Below are 22,761 nucleotides of genomic sequence, written 5' to 3'. Positions count from 1 at the left end.
AGCAATTTATTCTTTTCCAGGCTAGAGCATACCGTTTAGGCTGTTTTCATTTTTGTATTTTAGGGCTATGAGCTTGAATTTTGTAATCTTTTTAAGCATAGTTCTCGTTGTTCTTCTACTCTGCATGTTCGTGGTGAATCCTATTGCCCGAAAAATTGCAGAAAAGACTCCCAACAAGTTTGACGATCTCCTTGTAGAAAAACGGTTCTTTTCTAGGGCTTTGCAGCTTGTTCCCGCAACAATTTTTAGCGCAGCCTTTGCCCGCTTTGTGGAGCAGCAGTCCCTTGTGTACGATATTTGTACCCGTGTTTCTGCAGTATGGTTTGCCCTGATTGCCTTTGCGGCGGGAAGCTCCTTCTTTGATGTGGTCGAAACCTTGAACGACCAGAACCAAAGACGAAAGAACAAATCTTTCCACGGAACATTCCAGGCGGTTAAACTGATTTTGTTCTGCGTTTGTGCCATTGTTGTCATATCGCAGGTTATTGGCAAGAGCCCCGTATTCATACTCTCCGCCATGGGTGCCGCCGCAACCATCTTGATGTTGATCTTTAGGGATTCCATTCTGGGCGTAGTTTCGGGTATCCAGATTAATTTGTCTGACTTGCTCCGCAAAGGGGATTGGATTGAGATTGAACGTCACCATACTGATGGTACAGTCATCGACATTACTCTTACCTCTGTGAAAATCAGAAACTGGGACAAGACCATTTCGGTAATTCCTGCTTATGACCTCATTACCAACAGTTTCAAGAACTGGCGCGGAATGGAAGAATCCGGTGGTCGCCGAATCAAGCGTTCACTTTTCATTGATCAGCAGAGTATCCGCTTTTTGACTGAAGAAGAAATCGAACGATTGTCAAAGATTGAAATCTTGAAACCCTACATGGATGAAAAGCGCGTAGAGTTGGCTTCGGAATTTACCGCCAAGTATGGGGAAAATGCCGTGCCTACAGAATTAGACATGGTGAATAGTCGTCACATGACTAACATCGGAACTTTCCGCGCCTATTGTACGGCGTACTTACGTTCTCTAAAAAATGTGGCGCAGGACATGACTTTGATGACTCGCCAGATGGCTCCAACTCCCGAAGGTCTGCCTCTGGAAATTTATGCCTTCGCTAATGTTACCCAGTGGGTGGCCTACGAAGGAATCCAGTCTGACATATTTGACCACCTGATTGCGGTGCTGCCTGAATTTGGACTTAGTTTGTTCCAATACGCAGGGTATTTGAGAAAGTAATTTATGGATTTGTTTGTAGAATAAATCTTGAAAAACGGGTGGTTTGAGGAATCTATGAAAAATATGAATGAGCATCTTGGATTTTGCTCGGTTGCTGTTGGCGCCTTTGCACTGGCTTTGGGTCTTGCCGCCTGTGGCGACGGCGAATCTTCAAACGGACCGGCTAATGATGACGACTCTTCTTCCTCCAGTGTCATCCTGAGCTCCTCCTCTAGTGTCATCCTGAGCGATAGCGAAGGATCCAGCAGCTCCAAGGCGAATTGGTCCTACCTGAACCCTGACATTGACTACGGCGAGTTTACTGATGAACGCGACGGTCAAGTTTACAAGACAGTCACCATCGGCACCCAGATCTGGATGGCCGAGAACCTGAACTACGCATACACTGGCGTGAAGTTCAACTACGAAGGTTACACTTCCGATTCCACCAGCTGGTGCTACGAAAACAAGGCTTCCAACTGCGACAAGTACGGTCGCCTTTATACCTGGAGTGCCGTGATGGATAGTGCTGCCCAGTTTAATGTAAATGCAGGAACCAAGTGTGGCTATGGCAAGACCTGCACCCCCAACAGCCCCCACCGCGGTATTTGTCCCGAAGGCTGGCATGTGCCCAACGATGCTGAATGGAATACTCTGTGGACTGTGGTAGGTGGAACCAGGATTGCCGCAGCAAAACTAAAATCTACCAGCGGCTGGGGCTATAAAGGTAACGGTACTGATTCCTTCGGTTTCACTGTTCTTCCGGCGGGCCTCCGCGGCATCGATGATGGCGATTTCATGAGAGAGGAAGGCATCGCTGACTTCTGGAGTTCTGGTGAGTACAAGAGCTACTCCGCGTACTCTTGGACATTCCACTGCGACTACGGCGACGTGGCCCGTATCCGCGTCGAAAAGTACGAAGGTTATTCCGTACGTTGTCTCAGGGATTCCGACGAGGGGGGCGGAGCCTCCTCGTCGAGCTCGCAGGCGAAGCCGACGAACTCTTCCTCCAGCGTCAAATATGGTTCGTTAAACGATTCTCGCGACGGTCGAACTTACAAGACCGTTTCCATCGGTACACAGACCTGGATGGCGGAGAACTTGAACTACAATACAAACAAAAGTTACTGCTATGAAAGTGAAACAAGAAATTGTTCTAAGTATGGCCGTTTATATGAATGGTCTGCTGCTATGGATGCTTGCCCTACAGGTTGGCACTTACCAAGTTACACGGAATGGGATACTCTGTGGACTGCCGTAGGTGGAATCAGTTCTGCCGGTAGGTCACTGAAATCTACCAGTGGTTGGTTTAGTGGTGGCAATGGTACCGATTCCTTCGACTTCGCGGTTCTGCCGGCAGGCTATCGCGGCGATGATGAACATTCCTACGACGAAGGCGAAAGCACAATCTTCTGGAGTTCTACTGAACTCTATAGAAACTATGCGTACGGTTGGTTCTTCAACTACAACATCGACGACGTGCCCGACGCATGGCTCAATAAGCTGAACTCCGGTGCTTACGTTCGTTGTCTCAGGGACTCTAGCGAGGGGAGCGAAACTTCCTCTTCCTCCAGCGTTGAATATGGATCGTTAACTGATTCTCGCGACGGTCAAAATTACAAGACAATAACCATCGGAACCCAGACCTGGATGGCGGAGAACTTGAACTATAACCCGGGCGATGTCTCTAGTATGGGCTCCTACGCATGGAGCGGCTGTTACGGTGACGGAGGCTACGATTATTCCAGTAATAAAAATTTGACTGCTGAAGAAATTGCTGCAAATTGTACAACATACGGTCGTCTGTATACTTGGGAAGTTGCCATGGATGAAGCTGCCTGTACTTATGGCAAAACCTGCGGAGTTTCCCTTAATCCAACAACTCCGGTTCGCGGTGTTTGCCCCCAGGGCTGGCACTTGCCGAGCTATAGGGAATTTGAAACATTGATCAATTACATTGATCCGTCATTCGGATATGGACATACCAGTAAGGTCAGTTCATCTACTGCGGGCGAGTTCTTGAAGTACAAGTCCGGTTGGAAATTTGGAGGCAACGGAACGGATACCTATGGTTTCTCTGCGCTCCCCGGTGGCGGCAGAGAAATCGCCGGTGAATTCGACTATATCGGTTACGACGCTAACTTCTGGTCGTCGGGTGAGGACTATAGTAACAACGCCTTCTTCTTGGACCTGGACTCCGCTGAGGAGAGTGCGATACTCAACTACAGCAACAAGAACAACGCAAAGTCGGTTCGTTGTCTCCAAGACTAGTTTCTATCTGCTCAATTCCACCACGTAGTCGGCGGCGTTTACAAAATCCTGGGCGTGTTCGATGGCCACTACGGTGTGGCCCGCTTCCGTGAGGCCGCGGATCAGCTCTAGCAGGTGATTGATATCGACCTGATGGAGACCGCGGGCGGGCTCATCAAACAGGAAAAGAGTGTTAGGTGCTTTCGCACGGGCGAGAGCGATGGAAAGTCGTAAGCGGGCTCGTTCGCCACCGGACATGTGGGCCGTGCTTTGCCCCAGACGGATGTAGTCGAGGCCTGTATCTACAAGAGGTTTCAACTTATCGGCGAAAGGCTTCATGTCGTAGAAAAGCTTGTAGGCGTTCCCGATTTCCATATCCAGAATGTCGGCGATGGATTTGCTCTTGAAACGGATGTCTAGGACTTCATCCTTGAAACGTCTGCCCAGACAAACGGGGCATTCGTTTTCTTCATAGCCGGAGGGGTCCAGGATGACGCCTTCTCCCTTACAGTTTTCGCAGCGTCCGCCAGCAGCGTGGGTGGCGAATTTGGCGGCGTTGTAACCACGGACTTTGCTTTCGGGCATTTTTGCGAAAAGGTCCCGCAAAAGGTTGCTCATGTTGGTGGCGCTTAATACCGTACTGCGACGGTTTCCATGAAAATCGCCTGTAGAAAGTATGGATAGGGCATCGATTCCCAAGGGGGCGAATTCGCCGGCTTCTGCGCGAGGTGCCAGATTCTTGAACATGAGGGTAGACTTACCGCTACCGCTCTGGCCTGTGATCACGCTGAACTTCTTTAAAGGGAAATCTGCCGAAACGGATTTTATATCGAAGAGGGCAAAATCGCGAACGAGAATGGATGCTCCTGGATTCTGCTCCTTCGAACCTAATTCAACTAGGGGACTAAAGTCCCTAGTTTCATATATCGCCTTCGGCTCAGAATGACGTTCAGTCTCGCGCCTCGTGCCTTTCAAATACTTAATCCAGTTTCCGGTGGGGGAGACGGGGTTGTTCAAAATCTCTGCGGCGGATCCCATGTGCAGCACTTCTCCGCCTTTTTCTCCTGCGCCCGGTCCCATTTCTATTATCCAGTCAGCTTTCTCGATAATGGCTGGATTGTGTTCTATAAGGACTAGAGTATTCCCGCGGGCCTGCACTTTTTTAAGGACGTTCCAGAGGGCTTCCACGTCGTTTTTGTGGAGACCACTTGCCGGTTCATCTAGCGCAATCAGCAAATTGTTTAAATGACCTGTAGAAAGGCTTGCCAAACGGAGACGCTGGATTTCGCCTCCGGAAAGGGTGGTGCCTGCGCGGCCCGGAGTCAAGTAACCGATGCCAAGTTCGTTGATGGCCTGAATTCGTTCGGACAGGGATGCCGTAAGACGGGACAAAGTTGCCTGCCTACTTTCTTGTATGGAACCGTCAAAAACCGCGTGGATTTTTTCTTCCATGTTTGCGAAGGGTGTCGTCAGCAAGTCGCTCCAGCGGGTTCCCTGAACTGTGGCGTTGAGCAGACCTTTCTTGAGACGGAGACCTTTACATTCCGTGCAATCTTCGATGTTGCCGTCTTTTTCGCAGGTGCCGGTTCCACCACAGGTGGGGCAGACGGAACTTCTGCAGTAGGGGGAGAAGTCCGAGGCGTCCAAGGCGTGAAAGTCCGCAGCACCGTGTTCCTTACAGCTGGGGACTGTGCTAAATACTCGGCGATTGCCGTTTTCATCTAGTGTAACTTCGGTGTGAGTTAGCTTAAGGACTCCGTCAACGGCTTCGGCAATTCTCGTGCGGGTGTTGGAACGGACTATGATTCTGTCCACAACGATAAAGAATTCTCTGGGGCAGATTGCTCGTTGATCGTCTGTTAGGTCTGCTAGAGAAATGACTTGGTCGTCAGCAACGGCACGGGTAAAACCCTGGGCCAGGAAAGCGGCTGAAAGTTTGTCTAGCGATTGGCCGCTACGTTTGCGACCGGAGGCGTCCTCACTTGCACCGGTGTCGATTCGGGCGAAAAATTGCAGTTTGGTTCCTTCGGGAAGGCTCGCAACCTGGCGGATAATGTCTTCGCGGCTAGTGCTTTCCATGGGCTTGCCGCAAACAGGGCAGGCCGGTTTGGCGAAAGCTGCGAATAGAGTTCGCAAACTGCTGTCGCATTCAGAAATGCTTAAGGCGTAGGACTTGGCGCTGGCTTCTCCGTGGCTTGGGCCAATGGCAAGGCTAGCGGGCAGACCGTCAGCACTGTCAAGGGGTATAACCTTACGACCGCCCAGCATTTCGGCTGCGTAGGGCGATAGGGTTTCTAGATACCTGCGCTTGGATTCTCCGTGTAATGTATCAAGGACCAGGGTCGACTTTCCACACCCCGAAGGTCCACAGACAACCGTAATCTTCCCCAAGGGGAATTGGACATCCACATTCCTTAGGTTGTGGAGTCTGCATCCACGAAGTGTTATAAAGTCAGACGTACTGAACCCTATTCCTTAATGGTAAAGCGGAGTTCGCCAAAGGGGGTGCAGAAGTCCAGATTTTCCAATCCGTTTTCTTCGATGCCGTTGAACATGCGATAACCGCCACCCACAGAAACTTCCAGCATCTTGGTAACGCGGTAGTTGAAATGAACGGCCATGTCGGCTACAAAGAAGTAATCTTCGGAAGAAAAATTGTTGTCGCCATTTTCGATGACATTGATGGCGCCGCCACCCACTTCGATGGGAACGGAAATGCTGAATGCTTCATTGATGCGCACCGGGAACAGTTCGATGAAGGCTCCAAAGGAATTGTAGTCCAACATCTGCTTCTGGGGCACATTATAATTGCGAATGTCGCTGATGAGGAAGTTGGCGAAAAGGCCGGAGGCCAGCAGGTTGTTCCACTGGATACCGATTCGCAGATTGGCGAAGATGGCACCGTCGTCAGCAACCAGGGAATTACCTCCACCGATGCCAAGGAAGGCCTTCCAACCGTCATTCACCTTTTCTTCGGGGGTGAACTTGACTGATTGCAGTTCGGCGTTGGCGGTGGATGCCAGACCCATGAGGGCAAGGCCCGTAATCAAAATCTTCTTGAAAATCATAGACGATCCTCCGTTGTAAGTCCGTGCCCTTCGGCTGTAATTCCATCCCAGTTCCAGGTACGGTTTGCGGCTTCGGGCCAGTTGCAAATGGTCCATACCAGACTGTTGCCGCACAAGATGATAATCCAGATTCCGAAAACGAGGAAAAGCACCAGGGGAATAAAAGCTAAGGACCCATAGAAAATAGACATTCTTGTGACCAGTGCGGTCTGGATGAGCACCAAAATCTTCACATAGGCGATAATGCAGATCCAGGCCAGCAGGGATACTCCGATAGAGGTCAATATCAATTGCTTCTTGGTGTAGGATCGCTTTTCTGCGGGCCGGGCCGGCAAGGCGTACAATACCATGAAAATCATCAAGATTACAGCAAACTGGAAAGAAGAGAACCAGAATGCATTAATGAGGGTCTTGATGACAGAGGGCGGGAAATGCAAACCATCTACCACGATCAGGGAAAGGGCTTCCTGCAGCTGGTTTACAAGACCTGCGTAAATGCCGATGATGCCTGCATATACCAGCAACAGGGGGATGGCGATACGGATCTGCTTGTGGAGGGGGCGAGAAGTCTTGTTTTCCCAAACGACGTTAAAATTGGATTCCAGACTTCCGAAAGACAGAATGAAGGTGACGAAAAGACCCAATGCGCCGATGAAGCCCAGTCGACCGATAGGTACGTGTTCTGCATTCTGCACGATGGCTACCAGGGGTTCTGTGGGCCAGTCCAAATCAAGAATGTCAAAGAGGTGGGGGAGGTAATCAGAGAAGAAACTACCAAAGCCGGCAGAAATAGTTATGGAAGTCAGCAGGATCAGCATGGGGACCACAGCCAAGAAACTGGTGTAGGTCAAGGCTGCTGCACGGGTAAGACCATGGAAATACAGGAAAGACTTGCCAGCGATTACTGCAATCTTTATAGGGGTCGGAGAAACGGCGGCCAATGCGTCGAATATTCGTTCCCAGGAAAAATTTTTAAACCATTCGGGCATAGTGGGGGCAAATTTAAAAAATTATTGCCTGTCCGAAAGTGCGTTGGTCAATGCCTTTACCAAATCAGCGGTGTTGATTGGTTTTGCGACATGCCCATTCATACCGATATTCAGTGCTTTCTGACGATCTTCGTCAAAGGCGTTTGCTGTCATGGCCACAATGGGAATTTTTCGCTTGTTTTTATTCTTGAATTGCCTAATATGTCGAGTGGCTTCATACCCATCCATAATCGGCATTTGAATGTCCATGAGAACTATGTCATAATAATTGTAATCCTGGGCCTCTATCATCTTGATACAGGATTGCCCGTCGGCTGCTCGTTCTATGGTGAATCCTAGTTCTTCAAGGAGTGCTTCTGCAATTTCTGCGTTTAGGTCGTTATCTTCTACGAGGAGAATTCGCTTCCCCTGGAAGGATTTGGATTCCGAGGTTGATTCTTCGTGGACTTTCCCGTTGGCGTTCTCGTTTACCTGTTTTGCGGCGTAAATTTGTTCGGCCGTGGGGAGACGCAGGTAAAGAACGATGGTTATCTTCGTTCCTTTGCCGACTTTACTCTGAATGTCTATGGAGCCGTTCATTAAATCGATCAGGCGCTTGACAATGGGCATGCCAAGACCACTTCCGCTAATCTTGCTCTCAGTGGAATTTTTTTCTCGAGAGAATTCCTCGAAGATGTGGGGGAGGTAATCCTTGTTGATGCCGATGCCTGAATCTTCTGCGATGGCTGTATACATGGTGTAGCCGGGTCGATCGCATTTAGATTCTGTCAGGGATAGGTGAACAAAGCCGCCAGAAGGGGTGTACTTGATGGCGTTGCTTACGATATTTAACACGAGTTCCCTAATCTTCATTTCGTCGCCGATGACGTAATCGTTGATCAGGTTAGAATCGTTGCGAAAATCCAGCCCTTTTTCGTGTGCGAGATCGGTGAATACGGCATCGGTAACATTCTGGAAATTCTTTACATAGATGATGTCTTCTTCAAGAGTCATCTTACCGCTTTCGATGCGGGCCATTTCAAGAACATTGTTGATTAGGGAAAGGAGAAATTTGCTGGAGGCCTGAAGCTTGTTTAGATAGTCTGCGATTTTTTCTGGATTGCCTAAATTCTTTTGCATCAGGTTGGCAAAGCCGATGATGGCGTTCATGGGTGTACGAATGTCGTGGCTCATGCTAAAGAGGAAGCTGCTTTTTGCCTTGTTAGCAAAAATCTGCATCTGCAGTTCTCTTTTGCGGACTGCTGCAAGGGAATGCATGTATAACAGGAAAAGTAGTGTTGCTAAAATCAGGAACGATGTGAGAAGGGATCCCCTCATTGCCTTTAGGGTGTTCCAACCACCTATAGGTTCCAAGGTAATGTGCCAGGTATCGTTAAGAATGTCAAATGATAGCTGAACATCCTTACCAATCTTTCCGTTGTTGAAATTGGTCAGGATAAATCCATTTTTATCTAGAACTGCAGTGGAGTCCGGTTCCTTCCATACGGCAAAATTGTAATTAGAAAAATGGAGATTGTTTGATATCTGGTTCAGAAGTAAACCTTTGTCCAGAACGACAATGGAAAATCCAATGAATTCTTCGTTGATAAAGGCAGGATTTCGTAGGATAAAGCCTTCGCCGCCTTCTATCAGGTTGTGGGGGCCGGCAATGGTTGCCTTGCGGTCTTCTAGGGCTTTTTGTGACTTTAATCCCTGAACGGGATCTTCTAACATATTGAAATTCGCCGTAGCAGAATCCACTTCGTCGGGGAATGCATACTTGATGATTCCCTTGGGTGCAAAGTACATGCTGCCGATGGCCAGATTGTCTCGGGTCAGTTCTAGGCAGATTTCGTTAAAGTCTTTAAGGAATACGTCCCCATAAACTTTGTGGAGGTCAATCAACAACTTGGTCGTTTCAAAACTCTTGTTGAGCTCGCTCTGGATGCTGGCCACAATCTCTTCTGCGTGGGCCTTGGCTTCTGTCTTGATTTGTTTTTCTACGGAGAAATAGGTGGAAATGATGAATATCGATTCCAGTACAACGCAAATGAAAACTAGGGGCAGATAAACATGAATCTTGTCGGATCTTGAATTTTTGTTAGATGGTTGTGTCATGGACTCCTTCTCTAGTTTTGGTTACCGAGAATTCTCGTAAGTTCCTGCAAGAGCATTTTGACATTGATTGGCTTGGATAGGTGGCCGTTCATGCCTGCCATAAATGCGGCTCGTTTATCTTCTTCGAATGCGTTAGCTGTGAGAGCAATAATTGGAATTGTCGCTTTCTTGGTGTCGCTCAGACTGCGGATAATGCGAGTTGCTTCATAACCGTTAATTTTGGGCATCTGGATGTCCATAAGGATTATGTTGTAGTAATTGTCGCTTGCCTTGCTTAACAGTTCTGCACAACAATGCCCGTCTACGGCGCGATCTACAGCGAATCCCACCTCTGTCAGAAGTGTTGTGGTGATTTCTGCATTTAGATCGTTGTCTTCGGCCAGAAGAACTCTATAACCCTTGAAGGATTCCTGACTGAATTTTTTATTTGCATGAACTAGCAAATCCTCTTCGCGTGCAATCTTGTGGGGAACCGTAACAATGCATGTGGTTCCGATTCCCTTTTCGCTATGGACTTCTATGGTTCCGTTCATCAGATCCACAAGTCTCTTGACGATTGACATGCCAAGACCTGAACCTTCAATCCTATTTCCGATAGAGGTATTTTCTCGAGCGAATTCTTCAAATACATGGGGGAGGAATTCCTTGGACATTCCACAACCGGTGTCGGTAATTGTAGTTTGATAGAGACACCATCCCTCGGTATTGTAGGGCAGTTCCTTCAAGTTCATATGGACACTGCCACCGTAGGTGGTGTATTTGTAGGCGTTGGAAAGAATGTTCAGGAATATTTCACGCATTTTGATAGTGTCACACAACACGTTGTGGTGCTGGACTTCTATGGTTCGGGTGAACTTGATTCCCTTGTTCTTCATCATTTCCTGAAAAACGGAAAATAAGGTGTCGTTAAACTGTTCCGTACTCCAGGCGTTTTCTTCAATTTTTTCGGCGCCCTTTTCAATGCGAGCCATTTCCAACACGTTGTTAATGATGGACAGGAGTGTTGTACTGGAGTCTTGGATTTTCTTGAGGTAATTGTTTCGTTTCTCTGGATCTTCCTGGTATTTTTGCAGAAGGTCTGTGAAGCCTATGATGGCATTCATGGGGGTTCGAATGTCATGGCTCATGTTGAACAGGAACGTTGTTTTGGCGTTATTCGCTTCTTCTGCCTGTTTGCGAGAAAATTCCAGTTTTTTGTTCAGCCTTTCTTTTTCAAGTGCATCTTTTTTGGTGTGGTAGATGTTTCTGTTAAGAAGAATTATGATGAGCAACATAATTCCAAGGAAAATTGAACCGATGGAAATAATGCGGCTTTTTACAAAATCAATGAATGTGACGTTGTAGAATTCGTCCATGTATTTGTAGGCTGTATTGATGCCAAAATCTCGGCCGGTCAACTTTAGACCTCGGTTCAGTAGGAGGAGCAGGCCCACATTCCCCTTCTTGACGCCCAGGTAGCTGTTGCCGGAGGCGTTCAATTGCATCAATGAGAGGTTGTTGAATTCGCTGTTGCTGCGAATCAAATTTACGCGAAGGCCGTTGATGATGGTGACCGCGTTTTCGTTCTTGACTGCATAAAGAGCATCTTCGATTGAATTCTTGTAAAGAATTTCTGCGTCGGGGTAGTTTCTCTTGACGAATTTTTCTTGCAGTTCGTTGTTCTTGTTGATTGCAAAAAGTTTGATCTTTTCTTGACTTAAGTTACCCTGGTAGACAAGGTCTAACCCTGTTGAAACCACTGCGGTGGTAGTGTTCATTCCACTTCTGTCAATATCCCAGATTTGCCCTCCGATGGGGAAAATTGCGTCAATTTGATTTTCGGTCAGTGCGTCGATCATTGGCTGGAAACTGTAGAACGACTGGTAGGATACGACGAGCGAATCCCTTAGTTTTAGATGGTCGAGAGCGGCGTCCATAACTTCGGTAATCAGCCCGTAGGCGTTTCCGTCCTTATCGCTCTTGCTGTAGGGGAGGTAGTCTCCTAGATATCCGATGCGCAGTGTGTCATGGGTAGAAACCCACTGCAACTCTTCTTCAGAAAGTTGGCTATTGGCCATGGTGGCCCCATAGCTTTTGTACTGCAGACTTTGAAGAAAATAGGGGTTCATCTCTTGCAAAATTTCAAGAGATCGATTTAAGTCGGTCAAGAGGTCCTTGCGCTTCTTGGCAACGGCCAGGTAGAATGGTTCTTCACCCACTTTGGCTACGGGCGAGTAACCAACGGTGGTGTTGATGTTGTTGTCTGTTGCGACAATGCCGTCTAGTTTACCGTTGGTGAAATCTTCGTCTCGTCCGCGGAATCCGTCATAGTAGATGTAGTCTAGGCTTGCCTGGTTTTCTTCGGCCCATTGGATCAGGTGCGTGGTCATGCGGTTGTTGTTGATACAACCGATTTTTTTCCCGATAAAGGTCGTGATGTCGGAAACGTCCATGGTCCGCTTTTTGTCGTGCTGATACAGGTAGTATCTGTCGGTTCCCATGGCATGAATGGGAAACAGCATCTTGGAGCTACGTTCCTTGGTGTACGAAACTCCGGCAAGGACGTCGATGTCGCCGTTTTCAAGTTTTTCTAATAGGTCGACCCATTGGCCGTACTCGTAAGAGAACTGCCAACCGCTGTAGTCTGCGATTTTTAGAAGGTATTCGTAGGCGTAACCTCTTTTGGGCTCATCGTCGCTCATTCCCTCTTGGAACATATCGCTATGGTACCAGCCGACCTTGACGATTTTTTCCGCGGAATCGGCGACGGCCGGGCTACTGGCGAACATCACGACGAATGTTGCCACGAGTAATAAGAGTCTTACAATAGACAGGGGCTCAACTTTACTACGAATCATACCAAACCTTTACAGCTTGGTTTGAAATATAGAATAGAAATCTTATTTAAATATTACTAAAGCCCTTTTGGAAAGGTCTGCTGATTAATTTTTCAAGATGATCTTGAGAGTCTCCATCAGCTTTTCCACGTTGATGGGCTTTGCCACATGTCCGTTCATTCCTGCGTCAAAGGCCTTCTTGCGGTCTTCGTCAAAGGCATTCGCCGTCATGGCGACAATAGGAATAGTTGACTTCTCGGAATCGGCTAGACTTCTAATTTGTCTGGAAGCTTCGTAACCGTCCATAATGGGCATCTGGATGTCCATCAGGATCAGCTTGAAAGTGTTTGCCGGAACTTCGTTGATTTTATCGACAGCTTCTTTACCGTTGTTCACTACGGTCACTTCAAAGCCGGCTTCGGTAAGCAGCGTAGAAGCGATTTCCTGGTTAAGCGGGTTGTCTTCTGCCAGTAAGATGGGTGCTCCCTTGAAGTCGTATCCGTTGACAGTTTTATTCTTGGCTGTTCCGGCCGGTCTGGTCAATACATCGCGCAGTTCCGACATGAATAGCGGCTTAGAACAGAACGCGGTTACGCCTGCCTTAAGCGCTTCTTCTTCAATTTCGCTCCAGTCATATGCGGTAAGGATAATAATCTGTTTTCCTTCTCCGATAATCTTGCGGATTCGGCGTACGGTTTCAATGCCGTTCATGTCTGGCATCTGCCAGTCAATAATGAACGTGTGGAAGTCTTCTCCCTGATCCACTGCGTCTTGGGTTCTAAGGACTGCTTCTCTTCCGGATATTGTCCATTCCGGGCGCATGCCGATAGTTCTCAACATCTTGCTTACACTTAGGCAGGTGTTGGAATCGTCATCGACAATCAGGGCTCTCAAGCCCATAAGCTGAGATACGGAAACGTTTCTTGTGGGACCCTTACACAGTTTAAATTCCAGGGAGACGATAAATTCTGTGCCTTTACCTTCTGCAGAAACGATTTCGATGTTTCCGTTCATCATATTGACGATGTTCTTGGTAATGGCCATACCCAGGCCAGTTCCCTGGATGCCGGAAACAGTGGAGGATTCTTCTCTGGAGAAAGCATCAAAAATATGCTTCTGGAATTCTTCGCTAATACCGATACCGTTGTCCTTGACGCTGAACTCGTATCGGGCGTAATCCTTAGTGGTGCAAGGCTTTTCAAGAACCCTCAGGCTAATTGTGCCTCCGTTATGGGTGAACTTGATTGCATTGCTCAGAAGGTTTAACAAGACCTGGTTTAGACGGAGTTTGTCTACAATGACGTCTTCGTTGACTACGTCCATGGCGTCGATAAACAGCTCCTGCTGTTTGCGGAGGATGTTTGCCTGTACGATAGTCTTGATGTCGTGGAGCAGGTCAGGCAGATGACATTCGCGTTCTTCCAACTTGACCTTCCCGCTTTCGATGCGGCGCATGTCAAGAACGTCGTTAATCAGGGACAGGAGATGTTCACTGGAGGTGGTAATCTTTCCGAGGTAGTCAGAAAGTTTTTCCTTGTCGTCCATGTGAGTGGCGGCGAGTGTCGTGAAACCGATAATGGCATTCATGGGGGTGCGGATATCGTGGCTCATGTTGTTCAGGAAGAACGTCTTGGCCTTGTTTGCCTGTTCCGCCTGTTCAAGAGCTTCCTGCAGGTTCTGTTCCGTCTTTTTCTGACGGTTGATTTCCTGTGAAATGTAGAGTACGTGCGTCGGCTCGCCCTTTTCGTTGCGACGGGCTACAATGATGCTGACTCCGCACCAACCTTGAATTTTACCGACGTACTCTTCATAAATGGAATCTGAATTTGCCAGTTTGTTTTTCCAGCTGGCGATATTGTTGAATTCTCGTATAATAGGCTTGAACTTGTCCTGAATCATGTTCTCAGCCATCTGGTTCAATGCCTGCTGGGCGTCATTTCTTAAATGTCCGACGGCTTTTTCAATGGATTCGAATGTATGTAGAATGGTGAAGGTATTTTGGGGAATGTTGACCAGGAATACACTATGGTACAAGTCGCTAATGGAGTTAATCACGTCCAACTGCATACTGAGTCGTTCGTTTTGTTCCTTTTCCCTGGCGGTTTCCCTCTTGATTCGTCTGTAGCGGCTGATGATGAATGCGGATATCAATACGAAAAATGCGGCAAGCAGCGAGAAGAAGAGCGCTGCATGGTCGGAAATTGTTTCTACTAGACTCGGCTGATACAGTTTTTCTGCGTACTGATAGGCCAGGTTTAACGTATATTCTGCGCCTGTCAATGCAATTCCTCGATTCAATATCTTCAGGAAAGGTTCGTTTCCGTTGGCAACGCCGAAATACTTGTCGTCGGGGATGTTTAGCAACTTAACCGACAGGTTAGAATATTGGCGGTTCTTTAGTAGGTGGATGGATCGGAGATTTCCTAGAATTGTTGCATTGACCTGGCCTTTCTGTACGGCGTCAAGGCACTCCTGGATTGAATTGTAATAAACGATTTTTGCATTGGGGAAGTTGTCCTGGATGTTGTAATCCATGACCCTGTTGTTCTTGTTGACTGCAAAACTGGAAACCGTATTCTTGTTGAAGACGTTCTTGTAGACTAGGTTCAATTCGGATCGTATGACTGGGGCTGATTCTCGGATTCCCGCCTGTTCTGCCCTATATAGACTGCCTCCTGCAGGGAAGGCTACGTCCTGTTCGCCCTTGACAAGGGCGGAAATCATTTCATCGTAGGAATCGTATCCCTTATACTTGAGGAATAATTTTTTCGAAGTGATGTGACCTGCCATTTCAGGGAATATTTCGCTCACGATGCCTGAGGGCTTGTCGCTGCTTGCTACGATGCGGTCTGAGTGGTTTTGTTCCGCGTTTTTGTCGTTATCCCTGTCGTCGCTGTAGGGGAGCATGTTGCGGAGATAGCCGATCCTGATGGTGTCGTGGTTTGCAAGCCAAATCTTTTCTGGCAATGTCAATGTTTTTGAGGCGGCACCGGCGCGCATGTACTTGTCGTACAGTTTGGCCATGATAATCGGGTCGTCGGTCATTAACTGTCCGATGGCCCGGTTTAACTCACCAAATAGGTCGGGGCGTTTCTTGGTAACGCACAGATAAAAATTTGTATTTCCCATTCTCAAGAAAGTTTCTGTACCTTCCTGAACACTGGATCCTGCGTTTTCAACGATGGCGGCGTCAATGGAATTTGTGCTCAGGGCCTGGTCTCGGGAACTAATGTCATCGAATACGATAATGTTGGCTTTGACATGTCTGGATTGCAGAAGCGTAATGAGTGCCAGTTCCATAGCTCCGCGGAGTGTCCCGATTTTCTTGTCCTGGAGGGAGGTAGGATCCTCGTGAATAGACGTGTTGTTGGATTTCTTGATCAAATGGTAGATGTCGCGGCCCATGGGAGCTTGAGGGAAGAACATTTTGGCCTCTCGTTCCGGGGTGCGGGCGAGACCTGCAAACAGGTCTATTTCGCCGTCAATGAATTTCTGATAGAGTTCTTCATAGGGTCCGTAGACATACTCGTAACGCCAGCCAGAGTACTGGGCGACGCGTTGGTAATATTCGTAACCGAAGCCATACAGCGGAGATCCCTGTCCGCCTTCCTGAAAACTTTCGTTCTGATAGTATCCTACACGGACAGTCTTTGGCTTCTTGTCTCCACGATTGTGGACATTTTTAGGCCCAGGTTGGGCGTTTGCTGTGTAGGCGAAAGCCAGAATAATTGCGAAAAAATATGAGAAAAATCTTTTCATAGGGCACTCTAGAGTCTATTCAATCATAAATGATAGTTTTTTGTAAGAAAAAATGATAAATGTTAAACGATTTTATCATTCCATATCGGGGTATTTTTTTAAGGGATGTTGACAGAATGTCAATAAAAATATCTTACAAAAGTGCAACTGTGGACAATTTTAGTATATATTTGTCTACAGTTTTAAGATAGGTGTGGTGTGTATGCGTAATATTTCAAAGGCATTACTTATTGGGTCTGCTCTTTTGAGCATGAATAGTTTGGTTTTCGCTGCTCCCAAGCAGATGGAAAATTTGACTCGCGGTCTTGTTGCTGCGAATGTGGGTAAGGGTATGCTGGTAAGCTGGCGCTTACTAGGCTCTGATGATCCGCAAACGGAGTTTAATCTTTATAGGGATGGTACAAAGATTGCGTCCATCAAGGGAACCGATGGCACAAACTATCTGGATGCAGAAGGTAAGACTTCTTCCGGATATCAGGTGACTGCTGTCTTGAATGGTAAGGAAAGTGCCAAATCTGGATTATCTGTAGTTTTGGGCCAGACCGTTTCTAATAGCGGAAAGTCTTTCCCCTACAAGACCATTAAACTTGAAGTTCCCGCAAAGCAGACCATGCCTGATGGTGAAATCTGCACATATACTCCTAACGACATGAGCGCTGCTGACCTGGATGGTGACGGCGAACTTGAATTGATTTTGAAGTGGGATCCGTCCAATGCCCACGATAACTCCCAGGGTGGTTACACAGGCACCGTATTCATTGATGCCTATAAGTTGGATGGAACCCGTTTGTGGCGTATCGACATGGGTAAGAATATCCGTGCTGGCGCCCATTATACCCAGTTCCAGGTCTATGACTACGATGGTGACGGCAAGGCCGAAATGATCGTGAAGACTGCCGACGGAACCATTGACGGTACGGGCAAGGCCATTGGCGACAAGTCCAAGGATTACCGTAATTCCGGTGGAACTGTTCTTGATGGCCCCGAATACCTTACAGTTTTTCGTGGTGTAGATGGTGCCGCCATCACTACCATTGATTTTGTTCCCAGCCGTAATATCAACCAGCACGTAAAGGGCGTGGATAAGAAGGGCTACTGGGGCGATAACTACGGTAACCGTTGCGAACGCTATATTGCCGCCACTGCCTACCTGGACGGCGTTCATCCCAGTGCGATCTTTATCCGCGGCTACTATAGCTCCTCCTACATTGTTGCCTACGATTTTGACGGCAAGACTTTGAAACAGCGCTGGTATCACAAATCTGAAGATCCTGGCCAGGGTTTCTATGCCCAGGGCAACCACAATATTGTTACCGGCGATATTGATGGGGATGGCTATGATGAAATCGTTTTCGGCGGTGCCGCTTTGAATCACGACGGTACTCTCCGTTATTCCACTCAGTTGGGTCATGGGGATGCAGGTCATTTGTCTGACTTGGATCCGGATCTTCCTGGCCTGGAATTCTTTGATGTGCATGAACATACTGATGCCAAGTATACCGATGAAGTTCGCGCACCCGATGGAACCATTATTTGGGGTACTCCGCAGCCGGGTAAGGATAATGGTCGCGGCATGGCTGCTGACATTGATTCTACTCATCGTGGCTTCGAAGTGTGGTCCAGCTATAGTGGCGGCATGCATGATATCAAGGGCAAGTCCATGGGCTCTCCTGCGGTTTCCACTAACTTCCGTATTTACTTTGATGGTGACTTGCAGGACGAACTTCTTGATGGCGCTTATGTAACGAAGTTTAACATCACTAAGAGAGAATCTGAAACTTATTTCGATGGCTCAAAGGCTCTTGGCGCAACAGGTTGTAACGGCACCAAGAACACTCCCAGTCTGGTGGCAGACCTCTTTGGTGACTGGCGCGAAGAACTGGTGGTTCGTAATTCCGAAGACCCGTCCGTTCTCTACATCATCGGCACTCCGGTGACCTCACCTTATCGTGTGTACACCTTGATGCATGATCCGGTTTATCGTACAGCTATTGCTTGGCAGAATACTGCCTACAATCAGCCGCCTCACCTGGGTTATTACCTGCCGGATGCTGTCAAGAAATTAACTGCTCCTGAAATTCAGATTGTGGGCGAACCCATTGTTTCTGTTCCTGATGAAACCGATGAATATCCGGTTATTAAGGATGGAACGTCTGCGCTGGAAATCTGCAAACCTGTAGATGGTGTTGGCTTTGAATGTCAGACGGATAATGCAGGCTTTGAACAGGATGGCTTCTACAATTTTGATAACAGCATTGGCAGTTATGGCGTGTGGGAAATCTACTCTCCCCAGGATGTAAAGACTACCTTGACCATTCGATTTGCCAATGGTGGAAATTCCAATCGTAACATGACTCTTACTGTAAATGGCAAGTCTGCAGGTACCGTGGAATTTGTTCCCGGTGGTTGGACAACCTACACGGAAGTAACTGTAAATGTAGCGCTCAAGGCCGGTAAGAATACTCTGAAATTGTCTTCTACCACTTCTGATGGTGGTCCCAATGTGGATACCTTTACCTTTGGTATGGATGGCATTGAACTCTATAATAACCAGAAAGTTCCTGAGCCGACGGATCCTGAAAATCCGGGTACTGTTCTTGCTCCCGTTCCCTTTGCTGCTGGCGTGAATGCCTATAATCCCAATACAGGTATCTTGCGCACCAATCTTTCTGGTTATGCAGAAGTTCGCATTTACGATATGCGCGGCCAGATTGTGGGTAGCATGGATGCTAAGGTTCCTGCAGGTCAGTCTGTGCTGAATATCGATCGAGATTTGCTGCCTAAGGGCAATTACGTTGTGAAGGTTATGTTGAACGGCAAGACTATTGCTAAGTCCAGTTTCTCCTTGAAGTAGTAGTGTTATGGGTATGAAGTTCTTTTCTGGTAAGTTTTGGCAGGGCGCCGTCGTGGCTTCTATGTTAGCGGCTCCTGCCGCTTTGGCTCAGGTTGTTATCTATATGTGTGGAGACTCCACCATGCAGGACTGGGCTAGTGGTTACTGCCCCAAGCAGGGCCAGGGGCAGGATTTCCATTATTGGTTTGATTCTGGCTTGGCTACCGTGGTTAATCGCGGTCAGGGCGGTATGGCGGCCGATGGCTATTACGAACTTTTCTGGAAGAGCGATTGTACTCAGGGCAACTGCATTGTGAGCAAGCTGAAGGCTGGCGACTATGCGGTAATTCAGTTCGGTATCAATGATGTGAGCAAGAGTGACGAAGCTAAGTTTACCGTAGCTATGGCCACCATGGCAAAGGAAGCTCGTGCAAAGGGGGCTTATCCCATTATCATGAGCCCTATTCGTCGACTCTATTACGATTCTCCGACGCAGATCCATAACAGCTACCGCGGTTATCCTGCTCGTGCCAAGGCCATTGCCGATAGCCTTGATATTCCATTTATCGACATGAGTGAACTGGTGGCAAACTACATGATTTCTGTGGGTGAATATTACGCCCAGCAGTTTATCTTCAACTACGCCACTTCTGCTGAATACAGCAATTTGAAGTCTGACCAGACTGATGCCGTTCATCTGCAGATGAATGGAGCCAATGCCTTTGGCCGTATTATTACCGAACAGATGCGTGCTCATTCCGACCCTGTGGTAAAGAAGTTGGGCAATTACATGGCTCCTATGTACCAGGTGGACGTGAAGGTTTCTCCGGAAGGTGCTGCTGAAGCAACATCTATTGGTGCCTATTATCCCGAAGGTATGACTGTCATGTTGAAGACCGTTCCCAAGAGCGGCAAGAAATTCCTGGGCTGGTATGATGGTAATGGAAATAAGGTTAGCGGTAATGCCATTTCTACCGTTAAATCTCAGTACATCTATACTTTCAAGATGGGCAATAAGTCTACCCAGTATACAGCCGTTTATGAAGGTGGTTCTGCCGTAAAGTATGAGGGTGACGGAAAGGCTTTGACTAGCTTCCCCACAACAACTCCTACGAGTCTTGATGATGTGACTTTTGAACCGTTCACTCCCATCGGCGGAAGCGATACTAATGGAGTGGCTGTAAATAAGGACATCAAGAAATATTTTGATGCCTTTAAGCCGGATACAGGTGTTGGTTTCTCTGAAGACAACTGGGCCCATACGGGTGAAGGCTTCTTTAACTTTGCCAACGAGAAGAATTCCTTTGGTACCTATAGAATGCGTTTCCCGGGGGCAGGCTATGTGACTCTTGCCGTGCGTTATGCTAATGGCGGAACTTCTGACCGTATGTTTAACGCTTATCTGGATCATGACTACTACCTGAATGCTCCTCCAACTGGTGGCTGGGACAAGTGGGATACCGCATATGTTGTTATGGATGCACCCCTTGGTGAAGCCGATTTGAAGTTTATCAGCTTGACATCTGATGGTGCTCCCAATATTGACGCCTTCGGTTTCAGCATTGATGATGTTTGTCGAGTTTCTGATACAGCATGTGTTGCAGAAGTCATTGCCAAGGAACAGGCTGAAAAGGATTCCATTGCCGCTGCAGATTCCCTGAAGAACGATTCCTCTATTGGATTTGTGAATGCCTCCCTGAATCTTCCGCAGATGGGCGAAGCCTCGGTTAGCGTTTTCGATATGCATGGTAAGCTTGTTGCCAAGAAGCAGATGGTTGTGGGCAACAAAATTTCTTCTGCTGAATTTGACGGAATGGTAAAAACTTCTGGCCTTTACCATGTGGTTATCCGCAAGGGTTCCCAGCTTATTCATCAGACTATGGCAAAGACAAAGTAAGGGTGGCAAAATGAATAAACTTTTGAAGTATTTTTCCGCTGCTGCTCTTTTTACAAGTGTTGCCGTTAGCGATACGACGAGTTTTACCATTCACGTGATTGGAGACTCCACGGTTTGCGATTACAAGGAAAATGCTTATCCGCAGACCGGTTGGGGCCAGGTTCTGGCTCCTTTCTTTGATCAGTCCCGTGTAAAGGTGATTAACTACGCCATTGGTGGTCGTAGTTCCAAATCCTTTATTAACGATGGTCGTCTAAATTCAGTTTTGGCTGCGACACAACCAGGTGATTACATCTTTGTTCAGATGGGAACCAATGATCGTGACTACTCCAAGGCGGATCGCTACGTTCCCATTGATTCCAGTGCTTATTGGTTCCAGAAATATGTTGACGGGGCTAAAAGCAAGGGTGCTCACATTGTTCTTATGAGCCCCCTGATGCTGAATACTTACCCTCGTAACGTATTCGATAATAATCTTACGGATGCTGCCCACAAGAATAAGGAATATCCTGTAAAGGATAAGATTAAGGAAGTCGCCCAGAAGAATGGTGTTCCCTTTGTTGACCTTACCACAAAGACTTATAATCTGTATACGCAGCTAAGCTCCGCCTACATTTCCCGTTACGTTTTCAAGATGTTCCTGCCAGGAGAATACCCCAATTATCCCAATGGCGTTACCAATGACGGTACCACCCATTTCCAGGAATCCGGTTCTGTAGTTCATGCGCAGCTTATCATGGATGGCCTTCGTGAAAACTTGAATAGTTCTTCTGTAAATGCTTCTGAAAAGGCCGCCTTGACTACTTTGGTGGGCGTAATTGCTCCGACCTACAAGTTGACCGTAAAGGCCAATGTTTCAGGCAGTGGCCTTATTACCCATAACCAGAATTTGCCTGGTGGCGCCGCCTTGAATCTTCATGTTTCTCCGGGAAGTTTCGGCAAGAAATTCCAGTACTGGGCTGATGATGATTGCAATAAGGTAACTGCTGATTCCAACTATTACAAGGTCAAAATGCCCTACCGCGATATCACCTTTACCGCGATGTTCGAAGGTGGTGCAAACTGCGTCACGACGGCTCACGGCGAAGAAAATATTCCTGTGCCGGGATCCAGTGCTAGCGAGGGGCCGAGCGTTTCTTCTAGTAGTGAAATAATCAAGTTTGAAATTCTTGAAGGCTCAAAAGAATGGCCTAGCGTAAGCGACTTGTCTTATCCCAACGTAGGGGAGGATGTTCAGGGTTGGACTGAAGCAAACCATGTAGGCTTTAGTGGAAAGGGCTTCTTCAACTTTGACAATGCTACGGGCCGTTACGCTACCTACAAGATGACTTCTTATCAGTCTGCCTCCAATGCAAGAATGTTTATTCGTTACTGCAATGGTAAAACCACTACAAGTAAGATGAGTGTTCAGGTGGATGCTAAAACGTACGAAGTGGAATTTCCGCCTAGTGCAAACTGGGATACCTGGGATACGGTCTATGTAGATGACGTGTGGCTGGATGCTTGCGATTTCGATCTGAAGTTTACGTCTTTAACTTCTGACGGCGGCCCCAATATTGATATGGTTGGCTTTGACATCAAGGACGTTTACCGTATTGGTGCAGAACCTGCTCCTGAAAGCTCCAGTAGTTCCGATCAGTCCAGCAGTTCTGTCTGTGCCGAAGGCGATGAAGATTGCAATGTATCCATTCGTCGAACTGTCCGCCAGAATGTTCAGATAAATGGCCGCACCGAACAGGTGAATCTGCTTGGTCGTACTGTCAGATCCAAGGCTTCTCACGGCGTATACCTTAACAAGAAAGCTAAGTAATTCTTAGTTGTGATTTGGAA

11 protein-coding genes are annotated in these 22,761 nt (G+C 47.5%); 5 read left to right on the top strand and 6 right to left on the bottom strand.

Going from position 1 to position 22,761, the window contains the following annotated elements:
- Positions 1-67 precede the first annotated feature (67 nt).
- Positions 68-1,243 carry a mechanosensitive ion channel family protein gene (locus tag BUB94_RS12755; protein ID WP_073237696.1) on the top strand — a complete coding sequence of 392 codons (1,176 nt, stop codon included), beginning with the start codon at positions 68-70 and terminating at the stop codon, positions 1,241-1,243.
- 54 nt (positions 1,244-1,297) lie between these two features.
- Complete coding sequence (locus tag BUB94_RS17225) at positions 1,298-3,493, top strand: fibrobacter succinogenes major paralogous domain-containing protein (RefSeq protein ID WP_073237654.1); 2,196 nt, start codon at positions 1,298-1,300, stop codon at positions 3,491-3,493.
- A 3-nt stretch (positions 3,494-3,496) separates the two neighbouring features.
- On the opposite strand, the gene BUB94_RS12745 is transcribed toward BUB94_RS17225, so the two are convergent.
- The 6 genes from BUB94_RS12745 to BUB94_RS12720 form a co-directional block, all read right to left on the bottom strand.
- The gene (locus tag BUB94_RS12745) at positions 3,497-5,881 is read right to left on the bottom strand and encodes an excinuclease ABC subunit UvrA (RefSeq protein WP_254793734.1); all 2,385 of its coding nucleotides are present in this window, start codon (positions 5,879-5,881) and stop codon (positions 3,497-3,499) included.
- Positions 5,882-5,940: 59 nt separating this feature from the next.
- Positions 5,941-6,540 carry a hypothetical protein gene (locus tag BUB94_RS12740; protein ID WP_073158388.1) on the bottom strand — a complete coding sequence of 200 codons (600 nt, stop codon included), beginning with the start codon at positions 6,538-6,540 and terminating at the stop codon, positions 5,941-5,943.
- Positions 6,537-7,529 carry a YihY/virulence factor BrkB family protein gene (locus BUB94_RS12735; protein WP_073158391.1) on the bottom strand — a complete coding sequence of 331 codons (993 nt, stop codon included), beginning with the start codon at positions 7,527-7,529 and terminating at the stop codon, positions 6,537-6,539. The genes BUB94_RS12740 and BUB94_RS12735 overlap by 4 nt, the downstream gene beginning before the upstream one ends.
- A 21-nt stretch (positions 7,530-7,550) precedes the next feature.
- On the bottom strand, positions 7,551-9,626 hold the full coding sequence (locus tag BUB94_RS12730; RefSeq protein WP_073237649.1) for a hybrid sensor histidine kinase/response regulator: 2,076 nt from the start codon (positions 9,624-9,626) through the stop codon (positions 7,551-7,553).
- Between the two features lie 11 nt (positions 9,627-9,637).
- Positions 9,638-12,463: an ATP-binding protein gene (locus BUB94_RS12725; RefSeq protein WP_083538280.1), complete on the bottom strand. Its 2,826-nt coding sequence runs from the start codon at positions 12,461-12,463 to the stop codon at positions 9,638-9,640.
- An 84-nt stretch (positions 12,464-12,547) separates the two neighbouring features.
- Positions 12,548-16,201 (bottom strand): response regulator, encoded by a 3,654-nt coding sequence (locus tag BUB94_RS12720; protein WP_073237643.1) that lies wholly within the window; start codon positions 16,199-16,201, stop codon positions 12,548-12,550.
- 250 nt (positions 16,202-16,451) lie between these two features.
- On the opposite strand from BUB94_RS12720, the gene BUB94_RS12715 reads away from it, so the two are divergent.
- From BUB94_RS12715 to BUB94_RS12705, 3 genes are read left to right on the top strand one after another with little or no spacing between them, the layout of a single operon-like run.
- A complete protein-coding gene (locus tag BUB94_RS12715; protein WP_073158401.1) occupies positions 16,452-19,055 on the top strand; it encodes a rhamnogalacturonan lyase family protein in 2,604 nt (867 codons plus the stop codon).
- A 13-nt stretch (positions 19,056-19,068) separates the two neighbouring features.
- Entirely contained in the window at positions 19,069-20,931 is a 1,863-nt protein-coding gene (locus BUB94_RS12710; RefSeq protein ID WP_249269304.1) for a GDSL-type esterase/lipase family protein, read from the top strand.
- Positions 20,932-20,941: 10 nt separating this feature from the next.
- Positions 20,942-22,741: a GDSL-type esterase/lipase family protein gene (locus BUB94_RS12705; RefSeq protein ID WP_073237640.1), complete on the top strand. Its 1,800-nt coding sequence runs from the start codon at positions 20,942-20,944 to the stop codon at positions 22,739-22,741.
- Positions 22,742-22,761 lie beyond the last annotated feature (20 nt).

Source organism: Fibrobacter sp. UWH9 (genome assembly GCF_900129715.1).
Classification (GTDB): Bacteria; Fibrobacterota; Fibrobacteria; order Fibrobacterales; family Fibrobacteraceae; genus Fibrobacter.
The sequence above is the reverse complement of the archived record's forward strand: the minus strand, read 5'-3'. Positions and strand labels throughout refer to the sequence as shown.

Excerpts from the sequence above, each read along its gene's own strand:
- BUB94_RS12755 (WP_073237696.1), top strand. The coding sequence starts at position 68 with ATGAGCTTGAATTTTGTAATCTTTTTAAGCATAGTTCTCGTTGTTCTT.
- BUB94_RS17225 (WP_073237654.1), top strand. The coding sequence starts at position 1,298 with ATGAAAAATATGAATGAGCATCTTGGATTTTGCTCGGTTGCTGTTGGC.
- BUB94_RS12740 (WP_073158388.1), bottom strand. The coding sequence starts at position 6,540 with ATGATTTTCAAGAAGATTTTGATTACGGGCCTTGCCCTCATGGGTCTG.
- BUB94_RS12735 (WP_073158391.1), bottom strand. The coding sequence starts at position 7,529 with ATGCCCGAATGGTTTAAAAATTTTTCCTGGGAACGAATATTCGACGCA.
- BUB94_RS12730 (WP_073237649.1), bottom strand. The coding sequence starts at position 9,626 with ATGACACAACCATCTAACAAAAATTCAAGATCCGACAAGATTCATGTT.
- BUB94_RS12725 (WP_083538280.1), bottom strand. The coding sequence starts at position 12,463 with ATGATTCGTAGTAAAGTTGAGCCCCTGTCTATTGTAAGACTCTTATTA.
- BUB94_RS12720 (WP_073237643.1), bottom strand. The coding sequence starts at position 16,201 with ATGAAAAGATTTTTCTCATATTTTTTCGCAATTATTCTGGCTTTCGCC.
- BUB94_RS12715 (WP_073158401.1), top strand. The coding sequence starts at position 16,452 with ATGAATAGTTTGGTTTTCGCTGCTCCCAAGCAGATGGAAAATTTGACT.
- BUB94_RS12710 (WP_249269304.1), top strand. The coding sequence starts at position 19,069 with ATGAAGTTCTTTTCTGGTAAGTTTTGGCAGGGCGCCGTCGTGGCTTCT.
- BUB94_RS12705 (WP_073237640.1), top strand. The coding sequence starts at position 20,942 with ATGAATAAACTTTTGAAGTATTTTTCCGCTGCTGCTCTTTTTACAAGT.